General features: G+C 61.1%; 11 protein-coding genes. 1 reads left to right on the top strand and 10 read right to left on the bottom strand.

Annotation, left to right across the window (positions count from 1 at the left end; all coding sequences use genetic code 11):
* Positions 1-71: 71 nt before the first annotated feature.
* Together Q7V03_RS04960 and Q7V03_RS04965 are read right to left on the bottom strand one after the other, a co-directional pair.
* A complete protein-coding gene (locus Q7V03_RS04960) occupies positions 72-530 on the bottom strand; it encodes an Lrp/AsnC family transcriptional regulator (RefSeq protein ID WP_304924496.1) in 459 nt (152 codons plus the stop codon).
* Positions 527-985 (bottom strand): Lrp/AsnC family transcriptional regulator, encoded by a 459-nt coding sequence (locus Q7V03_RS04965; RefSeq protein ID WP_304924497.1) that lies wholly within the window; start codon positions 983-985, stop codon positions 527-529. The genes Q7V03_RS04960 and Q7V03_RS04965 overlap by 4 nt, the downstream gene beginning before the upstream one ends.
* A 127-nt stretch (positions 986-1,112) precedes the next feature.
* Here Q7V03_RS04965 and ilvC point away from each other — a divergent pair, with 127 nt between their 5' ends.
* Positions 1,113-2,135 (top strand): ketol-acid reductoisomerase, encoded by a 1,023-nt coding sequence (ilvC, locus tag Q7V03_RS04970; RefSeq protein WP_304924498.1) that lies wholly within the window; start codon positions 1,113-1,115, stop codon positions 2,133-2,135.
* Between the two features lie 496 nt (positions 2,136-2,631).
* On the opposite strand, the gene glmM is transcribed toward ilvC, so the two are convergent.
* From glmM to Q7V03_RS05010, 8 genes are all read right to left on the bottom strand, one after another.
* Positions 2,632-3,975, bottom strand: a complete 1,344-nt coding sequence (gene glmM / locus Q7V03_RS04975) for a phosphoglucosamine mutase (protein ID WP_304924499.1) — start codon at positions 3,973-3,975, stop codon at positions 2,632-2,634.
* Positions 3,972-4,982, bottom strand: a complete 1,011-nt coding sequence (folP, locus tag Q7V03_RS04980; RefSeq protein ID WP_304924500.1) for a dihydropteroate synthase — start codon at positions 4,980-4,982, stop codon at positions 3,972-3,974. The genes glmM and folP overlap by 4 nt, the downstream gene beginning before the upstream one ends.
* 45 nt (positions 4,983-5,027) lie before the next feature.
* Positions 5,028-5,936, bottom strand: a complete 909-nt coding sequence (locus tag Q7V03_RS04985) for a dihydroneopterin aldolase (RefSeq protein WP_304924501.1) — start codon at positions 5,934-5,936, stop codon at positions 5,028-5,030.
* A gap of 116 nt (positions 5,937-6,052) precedes the next feature.
* Positions 6,053-6,766 (bottom strand): cell wall hydrolase, encoded by a 714-nt coding sequence (locus tag Q7V03_RS04990; RefSeq protein ID WP_304924502.1) that lies wholly within the window; start codon positions 6,764-6,766, stop codon positions 6,053-6,055.
* Between the two features lie 184 nt (positions 6,767-6,950).
* Positions 6,951-9,506 (bottom strand): putative PEP-binding protein, encoded by a 2,556-nt coding sequence (locus tag Q7V03_RS04995; RefSeq protein WP_304924503.1) that lies wholly within the window; start codon positions 9,504-9,506, stop codon positions 6,951-6,953.
* A gap of 125 nt (positions 9,507-9,631) precedes the next feature.
* The gene (glyS, locus tag Q7V03_RS05000) at positions 9,632-11,905 is read right to left on the bottom strand and encodes a glycine--tRNA ligase subunit beta (RefSeq protein ID WP_304924504.1); all 2,274 of its coding nucleotides are present in this window, start codon (positions 11,903-11,905) and stop codon (positions 9,632-9,634) included.
* Positions 11,906-12,379 carry a DUF6446 family protein gene (locus tag Q7V03_RS05005; protein ID WP_304924505.1) on the bottom strand — a complete coding sequence of 158 codons (474 nt, stop codon included), beginning with the start codon at positions 12,377-12,379 and terminating at the stop codon, positions 11,906-11,908.
* A complete protein-coding gene (locus Q7V03_RS05010) occupies positions 12,376-13,314 on the bottom strand; it encodes a glycine--tRNA ligase subunit alpha (RefSeq protein ID WP_304924506.1) in 939 nt (312 codons plus the stop codon). Before Q7V03_RS05010 ends, Q7V03_RS05005 begins: the two co-directional genes overlap by 4 nt.
* Between the last annotated feature and the right edge of the window lie 117 nt (positions 13,315-13,431).

Below are 13,431 nucleotides of genomic sequence, written 5' to 3' on the forward strand. Positions count from 1 at the left end.
TGCCGCGTGAAAACCGACACCTCCGTCGTGCTTTTCGCAGAAGACTGCTTTCGAAAAATCCTGAAAGTCTGTTACCCCAATGGCCCCGGCCTGCGCTCCTCGGTCAACAACACATTCGCCTCGACCTGCCCCACCCCCGGCAAGGTCATAATCCGCCGCCGCAACACCCGCTCAAAATCCGCAATGTCCCGCGCCACCACCCGCAGGCGGTAATCGAATAGCCCCAACACATGCTGCACCACCTGCACCTCAGGAATCGCCATCACCGCGCGCTCAAAATCCTCCAGTGAAATCCTCCCCTTGGTGGCCAGCTTCACCCCCAAAAACACCGTCACGCCAAAGCCCAAAGCCGCGCGATCCGCATCCACCCGCGCGCCCGCAATCACCCCAGCCGCCTCCAGCCGCTTCACCCGCCGCCACGCCGCCGGCTGAGATAACCCCAACCGCCGCCCCAATTCCCCCGCCGACACCCCAGCATCCAACGCCAGGCTGCGCAAAATCGCGCGGTCGAGATCATCAAGATCCATCACAGCGGCAACCCCTCGGAATCCTTAATCGTCGCAATCAACATCAGCGCATCGACCTCAGCAATATGTGGCAAGGCCAGAATCCGCTGCCGATACACCGCCTGATACTGCGCCATATCCGTTGCGATCACGTTCAGCCGCACGTCCACCCGGCCTAAGAATGTCTCAATCGCCACCACCTCCGGCACCTCACGCGCAGCGGCGATAAACTCGTCAAACGCCCGCGGATTGGTTTTATCCAGCGTGAAGCGCAAGCTGACCTCCACCTCATAGCCCAGCTTGCGCCAATCAATCCGCGCCTGCGCCACCCCAATCACCCCGGCCTGCGTCAACCGCTCCAACCGCCGCGACAAGGTGGCCTGAGTCACCCCGGCCCGATCGGCCAATGCGCTGCGCGTTAACGTAGGCTCGCTTAGATGATGGCGCAAAATCCTGCGGTCGGCTTCGTCAAGCTGCATGATCTCATCACCAATCTGTAATATGACGCATGATCCATCCACCAAACCGCAAAAATAGTCAAACAATGCACGGGAAACTCCGCAAAAATCCCTATGCTGCACCTATCAACCAAGAAGGAGCGCCCAAATGCGCGTTTATTACGACCGTGACTGCGATGTGAACATCATCAAAGACAAAAAAGTCGCCATCCTCGGCTACGGCAGCCAAGGTCACGCCCATGCGCTGAACCTGCGCGATTCGGGCGCGAAAAACCTTGTCGTGGCGCTGCGCGAAGGCTCGGCCTCTGCCAAGAAAGCCGAAGCCGAGGGCCTGAAAGTGATGGGCATTGCCGAAGCCGCCGCTTGGGCTGACCTGATCATGTTCACCATGCCTGATGAATTGCAGGCCGAAACCTACAAAAAATACGTCCACGACAACATCCGTGAAGGGGCCGCGATTGCCTTCGCCCACGGTCTGAACATCCATTTCGGCCTGATCGAGCCGAAAAAGGGTGTCGACATCATCATGATGGCCCCCAAAGGCCCCGGCCACACCGTGCGCGGCGAATACACCAAAGGCGGCGGCGTGCCCTGCCTTGTGGCCGTGCACAACGACGCAACCGGTAAGGCGATGGAAATCGGCCTGTCGTATTGCTCAGGGATAGGTGGCGGTCGCTCGGGAATCATCGAGACCAACTTCCGTCAAGAATGCGAAACCGACCTGTTCGGCGAACAAGCCGTGCTCTGCGGTGGCTTGGTTGAGCTGATCCGCATGGGTTTTGAGACGCTGGTGGAAGCCGGCTACGAGCCGGAAATGGCGTATTTCGAATGCCTGCATGAAGTGAAGCTGATCGTCGATCTGATCTATGAAGGCGGCATCGCCAACATGGACTACTCGATCAGCAACACCGCTGAATACGGACAGTATGTCTCCGGCCCGCGCATTCTGCCCTACGACGAGACCAAGGCCCGCATGAAAGCGGTTCTGTCCGACATCCAATCCGGCAAATTCGTGCGTGACTTCATGCTGGAAAACGCTGTCGGTCAGCCAACCATCAAAGCCTCGCGCCGCTCCAACGACGAGCATCAGATCGAACTGGTGGGCAAAAAACTGCGCGACATGATGCCGTGGATTTCCAAAGGCAAGATGGTCGATAAAGCGCGGAACTAAAGATAATACTGGCTTTCCGCCCCGCTCAGCTTTCGGGGCGGAAAGCCAACCCCAGTTATCAGATCATTTCGAGTGAGAAATTACACTCCGGGTAATTCTAGCCGCTAATGCAAGCTGTGCCTTCTTGGCGTCAGCGCAGCCCAAGCCTTTACGATTGGCTTTGACTGGGCGGGTCTGAAATCCTGCACCGGAGGCAATCCAAATACCGTTGCCAACCCCCTAATCACACCCATATGATAATAAAGAAGACCGGGGAAAAACCTCCGGCCTTTTGCTTGCGAACCGTGCCGCCTTAGTGCCAGAGCCACGCCGCCCCGGACTTGATCCCGGGCCTCATGGCTGCTTGAAGTGAGGCCCAGGATCAAGTCTGGGGCGGCGTGGAACACGAGGATGGCACAGGCTGGGCAAAGGCTAAAAAGATTAAGGCCTTATGAAAATCCAATCATAAACCATTGATTTCATTACATCGGAAAACGGTCCCAACTCGGGACCATGTTCAGACCGCAGCTTGCACCGCCCCCACAATCTCATCCACCACGCAGCGCAGCATCGCCTCATCCTCACATTCCGCCATCACCCGGATCAACGGCTCGGTGCCGGATTTGCGGATCAAAATCCGCCCCTTGCCCTTGATCTCGGCTTCCTTGGCCGCAATCACCGCCTTCACAGCCTCGGCCTTCAAAGGCTCCAACCCCGGCGCGTAGCGCACATTTTTCAGCATCTGCGGCACGGTTTCAAACTGCCGCACCAGCGCGCTTGCGGCCATCCCAGACCGCGCCATCTCAGCCAGAAACTGCAAGCCCGCAATCAGCCCATCGCCAGTGGTGGCATAATCGGTCATCACAATATGCCCCGACTGCTCGCCACCCAGATTGTACCCGCCGCGCCGCATCGCCTCGACGACATAGCGGTCGCCGACCGAGGTCCTCTCCAGCCGCAAACCGCGCCCCGTCATGAACCGCTCCAGCCCCAGATTGGACATCACGGTGGCGACCAGAGTGCCGCCCTGCAACCGCCCCTCATCCGCCCAGCGGCCTGCCAGCAGCGCCATGATCTGATCGCCGTCGGCGACCCGGCCAGTTTCATCCAAGATCATCACCCGGTCAGCATCGCCGTCCAGACTGATGCCCACATGCGCGCCATGCGCCACCACAGCCTCTGCCGCCGTTTGGGTATAGGTCGAGCCACAACGCTGGTTGATGTTCTTGCCGTTCGGGCTGACCCCAACCGGGATCACCTCGGCCCCCAGTTCCCACAAAACCTCGGGGGCGGCTTTGTAGGCGGCGCCGTTGGCGCAGTCGATCACCACTTTCAGACCGTCCAGCCGCAGCCCACCCGGGAAGGTGGTCTTGACGAACTCCTGATAGCGCCCCACCGCATCGTCAATCCGTTTGGCGCGCCCGATGCTTTCCGGCGGGGCGAGGTTGGGATCAGCCTCGACCATTGCCTCAATCTCGATTTCGGCGGCGTCAGACAGCTTAAACCCATCCGGGCCGAAGAACTTGATGCCGTTGTCGTGGTGCGGGTTGTGGCTGGCGCTGATCATCACGCCCAGATCGGCGCGCATCGAACGGGTCAGGAACCCCACTGCAGGTGTCGGCACCGGGCCGAGCAGCAGCACGTTCATGCCGGTGGAGGTCAGCCCCGCCGTCAAAGCATTCTCCAGCATATAACCCGAAAGCCGCGTGTCCTTGCCGATCACCACCCGGTGCGCGGTGGCACCATCGCGGCGGAAAAACTGGCCCGCTGCGGCCCCCAGTTTCAACGCCATCTCGGCAGTCATCGGATAGCTGTTGGCAGTGCCACGCACGCCATCGGTGCCAAAAAGTTTGCGGGTCATTGCGTCCCTCCTGTTGTTGCGGCTTGCCATAGGGATAGCGCCTGCCGGGTCTCGGCCACATCATGCACGCGGATCATCTGCATGCCCTGCGCCACGCCCGCCAAAGCGACCGCGAGACTGCCTGGCAGCCGCTTTTGCGCATCCGCCTCGGCGCTGATCGTGCCGATGAAGCGCTTGCGCGAGGCCCCCAGCAGCACCGGGACGCCAAGATTATGGAACAGCGACAGCCGCGACAGCAGGGTCAGGTTGTGCTGCAGGGTTTTGCCAAAGCCGATGCCGGGGTCAATCGCCAGCTTATCGCGCGGGATGCCTGCCGCCTCGGCCTCTACCAGACGGGCGGCGAGGGCATCATACACATCCAACAGCACATCATCATAATGCGGGTCCACCTGCATAGTCTCGGGTGTGGCGATGGAGTGCATCAGGATCACCGGACGGCCCGAAGCTGCCACCACCCCCGCCATCGCCGGATCAAATTGCAGCGCCGTCACATCGTTCAGGATCGTCGCACCCGCAACAAAGGCGGCACCCGCGACCGCAGCCTTGCGGGTGTCGATAGAGATCGGCACATCAAGGCCACCCTCGCGCAGCGCCGCAATCAGGGGGGCGGTTCGGGCAGTTTCTTCATCCGGCAAAACTTCAACCGCGCCGGGCCGCGTGCTTTCACCGCCAATGTCGAGAATATCCGCCCCCGCAGCCATCTTACGCGCCTGCATCAACGCCGCTTCGGGGCGCAGGAACAGTCCGCCATCGGAAAAACTGTCGGGTGTCACGTTCAGGATACCCATGAGGCGCGGGCGGTCCATCGCCAAGCCGCCGAAATCGGGGCGCTTGGCGGACAGGCGGTGCCGGGTTGCATCATCCAGATCCGACACGGGCACCAGCATTGGCGGCGCGTCCCGGTGGATCACTTCAACGTGGGAGAACCAGCACCAGCCGCCTGCAATCGTCAAAGCGCCAGCGGGACGGGCGGGGTCGGTCATCGGGATAGGGCGGATATAGGTCATGATCCTGTGGTAAAACTCTAACCCTTGTGTCGCAAGGGGGAAGCTTCAGGCCAGTTCGACCTGCACGCGGCTTCCCGCCGGAAGTGCAACATCACCGTGAACCACCAAGCGATCCGCCGCCATCAGTTCGGCCAGCCACAAAGCCAGCGCCACCGGCTCGCGGCTGTGCGGGCCATCGACGGCATCCAGCACCAGTTTCGACGGTGCCCAGACCACCATCTGACCGCGCTTGATCGCCCAATCAATCTCTGTCCGCGTCGCCATCACCACGCAGCGCGGATCGCGAGCGGCCAAAACCCAAGCATTTTGCTCAATGGCCAGCATGTCAACGCGGCGCTGGGTCGGTTTATGCCCGGTCTGCGGGCGGGCCATATCGGGCAGACCAACCGTCAGGATCACCGGGCGGCCTTGGGCTTGCCAATGATCCAACCGGGTTTCAAGATCAGCCGCCATGATCGCCGCATTGTCGAGGAAGACCACCAACGGATGCACGGCAGCTTCTTCGCCGTCCTGCCCCATCACCTTGACGGCGGTCTCGGCCCGGCTGCGCACGATTTCCACGCCCAACTTGTAAGGGCCAACATCCAGCTTTTCGATCCGAACGAACACCCGCATCGCCTGCGGCTCGGCCAAGATGCGCTCGGCCAGACGCTCGGCGAGGGTTTCCAGCAGGTTCAGCCGTTCGGCGGCGAGTTCGGTGGCAATCGCCTCGGTCAGCGTGTCGTAGGACAGGATCAGATCAACATCGTCGTTCAGCGGCTCTACCGCCGGGCGGACCTCGACCACAATGTTGAACAGCACGCGCTGGGTGTGGCCACGTTCTTTCTGGAATGCGCCAATATCCACCGCGACGATGTGATCGCGCAGACTGATACGGTCACGCGGATCGGCGGTGGCCGAGGCGATGGAACGCTCTTCCGGGTGGGCGAAGGCTTGGGCGATGTCGCTGGTCATGGGGCCCCCGAAAGGCAAAACGCATTCAGGGCAAGCTATCGTGCGCCCTGCACAGCGCCTAGTCCGAACCCGACACGAAGCGCAAGGGGCGCGACCAAAGCGTCGGTGATTTGCTCTTACGGCTGACGGTAAAACAGATGCGAGCCAATAGCTGCGGTGCGGTCAAACTTACGTGACCATGATGGGCTGACGGCGCGGGTGTGGAAATAGGTGGCCCCAGCGGTCAGCTGACGCGGGGCGCCATCCAGCATCACGCGGGCGATACGGCCAGCCACATCGGCAGGACCGGGTTCGGTCATCACATCTTTGTTGCCATCGCAGGAATAAGAAAACGCGCAAGACCCGCTACCACGCTGCTGCACGACGCCGCAGATGGTTTTGGGATAACGCAGGCTGTCGACGCGGTTCAGCACCACCTCGGCCACCGCGAACTGACCTTGCAGGGTTTCGCCCCGGCTTTCAAAGTAGATCGCGGTTTTCAGACATTGCCATTGCGCATCGCCCGCAGGCTGTGGTTGCGCCAGCAGCCAATCGGCGGTGTAGCTGACCAGAACCGGGTTTTGCAGTTTGGTCTTCTTGTCAGCCTTCGCAGTCTTTACGGGCTTGGGTGCTGCGGGGGTAACCACTTTCGGCCCCACCGCCATCGCCGTCAGTTTACCCTCGGGCAGCGCATCGAACGCCTTGTGTTCCGCCCCAAACAAGGACGCCATCTGCGAGCCCATCAGCAAGGTGGGGTCGTTGGAATGGCTTACCGTCACATCGGCAAAGGCCGCCCCGCTAAGGACGCAAAGCGCCGCAGCGGCACTCGTCCAGGCTTGGTGGAAGCGCATATATCAGTATCCCGGTCTGTTTCAGCAACGCCGGATGAGAGCAGCCTCACGCGACGAGAAATTGGCCTAGAGAACGAATCTGCCTCGGTCCACCCGCGCGGCAAAATTACCACGGTATTTTCGTACATTTGAGCGGATTTCCGCGCAAAACCTTAAAGCGATACATTCACTTCAACCTGCAAATTCATGATATTGTGGTTTTTTTCCGAATATCCACACGATCAGCCAAAGCCAGATGCGCCGCCGCCAGACGCGCCAAAGGCACTCGATAGGGGCTGCAAGAGACATAGTCGAAGCCCGCCTTGCGGCAAAACCCAATCGATTCGGGGTTGCCGCCATGCTCGCCGCAGATCGAAACCGTCAGGTCAGGGCGGGTTGCGCGACCGCGTTCACTGCCGATCAACAGCAGTTCTCCAACGCCATCGACGTCGAGAGTATGGAACGGATCTTCCGGGAAAACCCCCTGCTGCACATAGGTGTTCATGAAGCGGCCGGCATCGTCGCGGGACAGGCCATAGGTCATCTGCGTAAGGTCGTTGGTGCCGAACGACAAGAAATCGGCGTGTTGCGCGATTTCTCCGGCGCGCAAAGCGGCGCGCGGGGTTTCCACCATGACGCCCAGTTTGAACTCAAACGCCACGCCAGATTTCACCCGTACGGCTGCGGCGACGGCGTCGATATGGGTCTTGACCAGTTCCACCTCGCGCCGCGCCGAAACCAACGGAATCATGATTTCTGGCACCACGGGCGTGCCTTTGCGAGCAAGCACAACGGCGGCCTCAAAGATCGCCTGCGCCTGCATGGCGTAAATTTCCGGCAACACCACACCCAAGCGGACGCCGCGCATCCCCAACATCGGGTTGAACTCGGCCAAAGCCTCGGCACGACGAACCACGTCGGACAGTGGTTTGTCCAGCGCCTCGGCCAGTTCGCGCAGGCCTTCCCGCGAGTGCGGCAGGAATTCGTGCAGGGGCGGATCGAACAGCCGGATGCAAACCGGCAGGCCCGCCATGATCTCGAACAGTTGTACAAAATCGGCGCGCTGCATCGGCAGCAGGCGGGCAAGGGCAGCGGCGCGGTCTTTTGAGGTGTCGGCGAAAATCATCTCGCGCATCACCACAAGGCGATCTTCCTCGAAGAACATATGCTCGGTGCGGCAGAGGCCAATGCCCTGCGCCTCGAACTGCCGCGCGGTGATCGCATCGGCGGGGGTATCGGCATTGGCGCGGATGCCAATGTCACGGAAGCTGTCGGCCCAACCCAGAAGCTTGCGGAAGGCATCGTCCAAAGCTGGAGCGAGCATTTCCGCAGCGCCCGCCAGCACATCGCCGGTGGTGCCATCAACCGTGATCAAATCGCCCTCGCTAAAGGTGCGGCCATCGGCGGCGACAAGGCGTTTTTCTTTTGTGTCCAAGCGCATCCCCGACGCGCCCACTACGCAGGGCACACCAAGCCCCCGCGCGATCACGGCGGCATGCGAGGTGACGCCGCCGCGTTCGGTGACAACCCCCACCGCCGCGTGCATGCCGCGAATATCCTCGGGCGCGGTTTCGCGGCGCACCATGATGCAGGGCTCACCCCGCGCCGCGCTTGCTTGCGCGGCTTGCGATGAGAACACGATGCGGCCCACCGCAGCACCGGGAGAAGCGGCGATACCCTTGGCGAACACGTCACGCGCCGAGCGCATATCGACCTGCGGGTGCAACAGTTCCGAAAGCGCCCGGGGTTCCACCCGCAGCACCGCTTCCTCGCGGCTGATCACACCGTCATCGGCCAAAGCCACCGCGATCTTCAGGCCCGCGCGGGCCGAGCGTTGCACTTTAATCGCGTCAAGAACCGAGAGTTTGCCATCCTCGATGGTGAATTCGATCTGCATTTCTTCGCGCAGTTTTTGCCGACACACCGCCCCGTGGCGGATCAGATCGGCGAAGATTTCGGGCGCGATGTCTTCCAACGAGGGGCCGCGCTTGTCGCGGGTCAGGTAGATCGCTTCGGTCTTTTTCAGCGCATCTCGGCCTTGGGATTGCCCCAAGTAACGCCCCTTCACCAAAGCCAATCCTGTGACCGGATCAATGAATTGCATCACACCCGAGCCGGAAATCCCCTGCCCAATGCCTTGCGCCATTTCCTGCACCACAAGACCCAAAGCGGCCTCGACGGGCGCACCCTTGGCTTGACGTAAAAGGCGGGCCGAGGTGCCCTCCCATGCGCGGGCCATCGAGCGCAGCACTTCCGACAGTTGCTGGGCGGGGTCTTCGGGGAAGGGTTCTTCCATTTCCCGCTCATAATGGCGGAGCGCATCACGCAGGCTATCGGCGTTAGGTTTGCCGGAATCGAACATATCTGGGTCGAGGCGAGCAACATGTGTGGCGTAGGCTTGCACAAACCGCAGATAGAGCGCATCGGCGGCTTCGCGGCCATTGGTTTCCACAAGGCGATCATGCTGGGCGGCGTTCATGCCGATGTTCAGCACGGTGCCGGGGCCGCCCCAATCTGGGTTCTCGGGCGAAGGCCGCACGGAAATCAACGGCATCGCGCCGAAATGCGTCAGAATGGCTCTGACATCCACAGGATGGCCCGCCGCAATCGCCCGCACAGTTTGCGCCGGAAGCGCCACGGTTTCGGGCACCGGCAGGTCAAGCCGCACCAGCCGTTGCAGGCATTTTGCACGCCAACCATGGGCTTGGGTGCGGATGTCGGCACTTGGGGTGATCTCGGCGAACTCGGCGATTTTCTGCACTGCGGCACCTTTACTTTGCGGGCGCAGGATACACTTGGTGCGGCGTGGCGCAAGCTTAATGGGCGGTCTGCGAAGGGTGGGGGCTCGCCCCCACACCCCCAGGATATTTGAGCACAGAGGATGGGCTAGCCGTCAATTTTCGTCAGGTCAGCCACGCCCGAGCAGATGGCGCGGATGCGGTGCAGCAGGTTCAGGCGGTTGCGCCGGATGATCGGATTGTCCGAGTTGACCTGAACGGCGGTGAAGAAGGCGTCGATGGGCGCGCGTAGTTGTGCCATCGCGGCCATCGCGGCGGCGAAATCTTCGCTGCGCATGGCGGGGGTGATCTGGGCTTCTGCGGTGTCGAGGGCTGCGAACAGGGCGCGTTCTTCGTCAGTTTCGGCGAATTTCGCATCGGCGCCGTAGGAGTATTCGACGCCGTCTTTGGCTTCCGCTTGGCTCAGGATGGTGTTGGCGCGTTTGAAGCCGGCCAACATGTTGGGGCCGTCTTCGGTTTTCAGGAAGGCGGCGAGCGCCTCGGCGCGTTTGACCAGCAGGGTGAGATCGTCGTTGCCCGGCATGGCAAGGCAGGCGTCGATCACATCGTGGCGGATGCCTTGGTCTTTCAGGAAGACTTTCAGGCGGTCGTGGAAGAAGGCGAGGAGATCGGCTTCACCACCACGACCTGCCAATCGCCCATAGGTAGTTTCTGCGGGAAATGAAACGGACTTTCCAGCAGGGCGACCAAGGTATTCGCCTATTAGAAGTGGTTGGCCCGAATAGCGCGGTTCATCACCGTCTTCATCAAATGGGACTTTATTGATTTGATAAGCAATCCCATAGTTGGGATGCCCATCGATGTACAACTGGCGAGTTTTTGCGCTGACATTGACTATCTCGTCATAGGCTTTCGACAGAAGATCGACGAGGCAAACTTTCACCCCATTCCCCAAAACCAACCGAATAACCCCCAGAGCGGCCCTGCGCAGCGCAAACGGGTCTTTGCTCCCTGTGGGCTTCTCGTCAATCGCCCAGAAGCCCGTCAGGGTGTCGATCTTGTCGGCCAGCGCCACGGCGACGGAAACTGGGTCGCTGGGCACTGTGTCGGTGGGGCCGAGGGGGGAGTAGTGGTCGCGGGCGGCAAGAGCCACCGCTTCGGGCAGACCAGCTTCGCGGGCGTAGTACATGCCCATCCGGCCTTGCAGTTCGGGGAATTCACCGACCATGGCGGAGCGGAGGTCGGCTTTGGCGAGTTTGGCGGCTTGCTCGGCTGTGTCGGGATCGGCCCCGACCAAGGGGGCGATTTCACGCGCCAATGCGGCAATGCGGGCGATGCGGTCGGCTTGGCTGCCGAGTTTGTTGTGGAAGGTGACGGAGTTCAGACCATCCAGCCATTCGGTCATGCCCGCTTTCGCCACGCGCAGATCGTTTTCCCAGAAGAATTTCGCATCCGACAGGCGGGCTGACAGCACCTTCTGGTTGCCCTTCAGGATGGTCTCGCCGTGGTCGGCGGTTTCAGTATTGGCGACGGTGATGAAGCCTTCAATGCGGCCCGTCTTGGGGTTTTTTACCGAGAAGAACTTCTGGTGTTCCTTCATGCTGGTCTGCAAAACCTCGGGCGGCAGGCCAAGGAACGTCTCGGCAATCCGGCCCATCAGGGGGACGGGCCATTCGACAAGGCCAGCGACTTCGGTGAGAAGACCTTTGTCCTCAACCACTTCCATGCCCGCCGCGAAGGCGAGGTTTTGCGCGCCTTGCCAGATTGCGGCTTCCCGCTCGGCAGAGTCCAGCACGACATGGGCGCGTTTCAGTTTCACTGCGTAGTCGTCAAAGCTGGTGACGGGGAAGCGGGCGGGGGACAGGAAGCGGTGGCCTGCGGTGGTGTTGCTGGATTGGATGCCGTCGATGTTCAGGGACACGACTTCGGCCCCGCCTTCGTCGGACAGCAGGCAGAGGATCGAATGCAGCGGGCGGACCCAGCGCAGGGTGCCCGTCCCCCAGCGCATGGATTTCGGCCATGGGAACGTGCGGATGGTGGATTCCAGCACCTCGGCGATGATCACGCTCGCGGCGCGGCCGGGTTTTTCGACCACGGCGTAAAGGGTTTCGCCCTTTTTATCGGCGCGGCGTTCCAACTGATCCGGCGTCAGGCCAGTGGAGCGCAGGAAACCTTCGATGGCGGCAGGCGGCGCAGAGGCGCTTGGCCCTTTGCGTTCTTCGCGGACGGGTTTGCTTTCGGTGGAAAGCCCTTCGATGGAAAGCACCAAGCGGCGCGGCGTCGAGAACGCACCAGCCGAAGAATAGGTTAGGCCGGCATCCACCAAGCCATGGGTGATCATAGATTTCAGATCATCACGGGCGCGGGCTTGCATCCGGGCGGGGATTTCCTCGGAAAACAGTTCGATCAGCAGGTCGGACATTTATTGCTCCGCTTCAGGAGAAAGCTGGTGCCACGCATAGGCGCGGCCATCGGGGAACACCGCAACAACGCGGTCGATTTCGGGGGCGATATTGGCTTGGGACAGGAAGGCGATGGCCTCCCCCTTCTCCAAGGCTGCGCCGATTTTATTGGCATCAAAGCAGCCGAACCATGTGGGGGCGATCAGCGGCACGGGCTTTTCGTAGAGTTTGTAGGTTTCGGTCAGCATGGCTTGCGACAGCGGCGTGTGGAAGCAGGCACGGAACCTCAGGGGCGAGCTGTCTGCGGTGATGCCTTCGATGCCGTCCACCAAGATCGGTTCAGGCTGGCCGGATTCGATCAGGGTGAGTTCGATTTCCGCCCCCTTCTGGAAGCTGGCCGGAGTGTAATAGGCGTATTCTTGCAGCCAATACATGGCGATGCCTGCGAGGGCGGCGGTGATCACGATGAAACCTGCGACGTATTTGCCATTCACTGTGCAACCTCTGCATCTTGGCCTGCCGGAGTCAGCCGGAAGGCGTCGGCGCATTTCTTCGCCAGCGCGCGGACTCGGCCGATATAGGCTTGGCGTTCGGTGACGGAAATCACCCCGCGCGCGTCGAGCAGGTTGAACAGGTGGCTTGCCTTGATGGTCTGGTCATAGGCCGGGTGGGCCATGATGATGGTCTTGCCGGATTTCGGATCGAGTGGCGGAAAATCCAGCAGGCGCTGGCATTCGGCCTCGGCATCCTCGAAATGCCGCAACAATTGAGCGGTATCGGCGCCGTCGAAGTTGTGTCGCGAGTATTCTTCCTCGGTCTGCATGAAGATATCGCCATAGGTCAGCGGGATGGGTGCGGCAGGGTCGTTGAACGGCATGTCCATGACGTGATCGACGCCCAAGACATACATTGCCAGACGCTCAAGGCCGTAAGTGAGCTCGCCAGAAACCGGGCGGCAATCATGGCCGCCGACCTGCTGGAAATAGGTGAACTGCGACACTTCCATGCCGTCACACCAAATCTCCCAGCCCAGCCCCCAAGCGCCGAGGGTCGGGGATTCCCAGTCGTCCTCGACAAAGCGGATGTCATGCAGAGAGGCGTCGATGCCGATGGCTTTCAGCGAGCCAAGGTAGAGGTCTTGCAGATCGGGCGGCGAGGGTTTGATGATCACCTGATATTGATAATAATGCTGCAGGCGGTTGGGGTTTTCGCCATAGCGGCCATCGGTTGGGCGGCGCGAGGGCTGCACATAGGCCGCAGCCCAAGGTTTTGACCCCAATGAACGCAGGGTCGTGGCAGGGTGGAAGGTGCCTGCGCCAACCTCCATATCATAGGGCTGCAACACGGCGCAGCCCTGCGCTGCCCAGTAATTCTGCAAACGCAGGATGATCTCCTGAAAGCTGCGGGGGGCTTTGGGGGCATCAGCCATGACGAACCTCTTGAAATGTTGCCACTGCATAGGCAAGAGGCAGCCAAGGGTCAATGCGGCGCTTATGTTTGGGGCGGAAACCGCGTGCATCTGCGGGGTGCTCTGCTAGGTTCGCCA

Origin of the sequence: Cypionkella sp. (assembly GCF_030652235.1) — a bacterium.
Taxonomy (GTDB): Bacteria; Pseudomonadota; Alphaproteobacteria; order Rhodobacterales; family Rhodobacteraceae; genus Cypionkella.

Bases quoted from the DNA above. Each gene is read 5' to 3' on its own strand.
- Q7V03_RS04965 (WP_304924497.1), bottom strand. From the start codon at position 985: ATGCAGCTTGACGAAGCCGACCGCAGGATTTTGCGCCATCATCTAAGC.
- ilvC (WP_304924498.1), top strand. From the start codon at position 1,113: ATGCGCGTTTATTACGACCGTGACTGCGATGTGAACATCATCAAAGAC.
- glmM (WP_304924499.1), bottom strand. From the start codon at position 3,975: ATGACCCGCAAACTTTTTGGCACCGATGGCGTGCGTGGCACTGCCAAC.
- folP (WP_304924500.1), bottom strand. From the start codon at position 4,982: ATGACCTATATCCGCCCTATCCCGATGACCGACCCCGCCCGTCCCGCT.
- Q7V03_RS04985 (WP_304924501.1), bottom strand. From the start codon at position 5,936: ATGACCAGCGACATCGCCCAAGCCTTCGCCCACCCGGAAGAGCGTTCC.
- Q7V03_RS04990 (WP_304924502.1), bottom strand. From the start codon at position 6,766: ATGCGCTTCCACCAAGCCTGGACGAGTGCCGCTGCGGCGCTTTGCGTC.
- glyS (WP_304924504.1), bottom strand. From the start codon at position 11,905: ATGTCCGACCTGCTGATCGAACTGTTTTCCGAGGAAATCCCCGCCCGG.
- Q7V03_RS05010 (WP_304924506.1), bottom strand. From the start codon at position 13,314: ATGGCTGATGCCCCCAAAGCCCCCCGCAGCTTTCAGGAGATCATCCTG.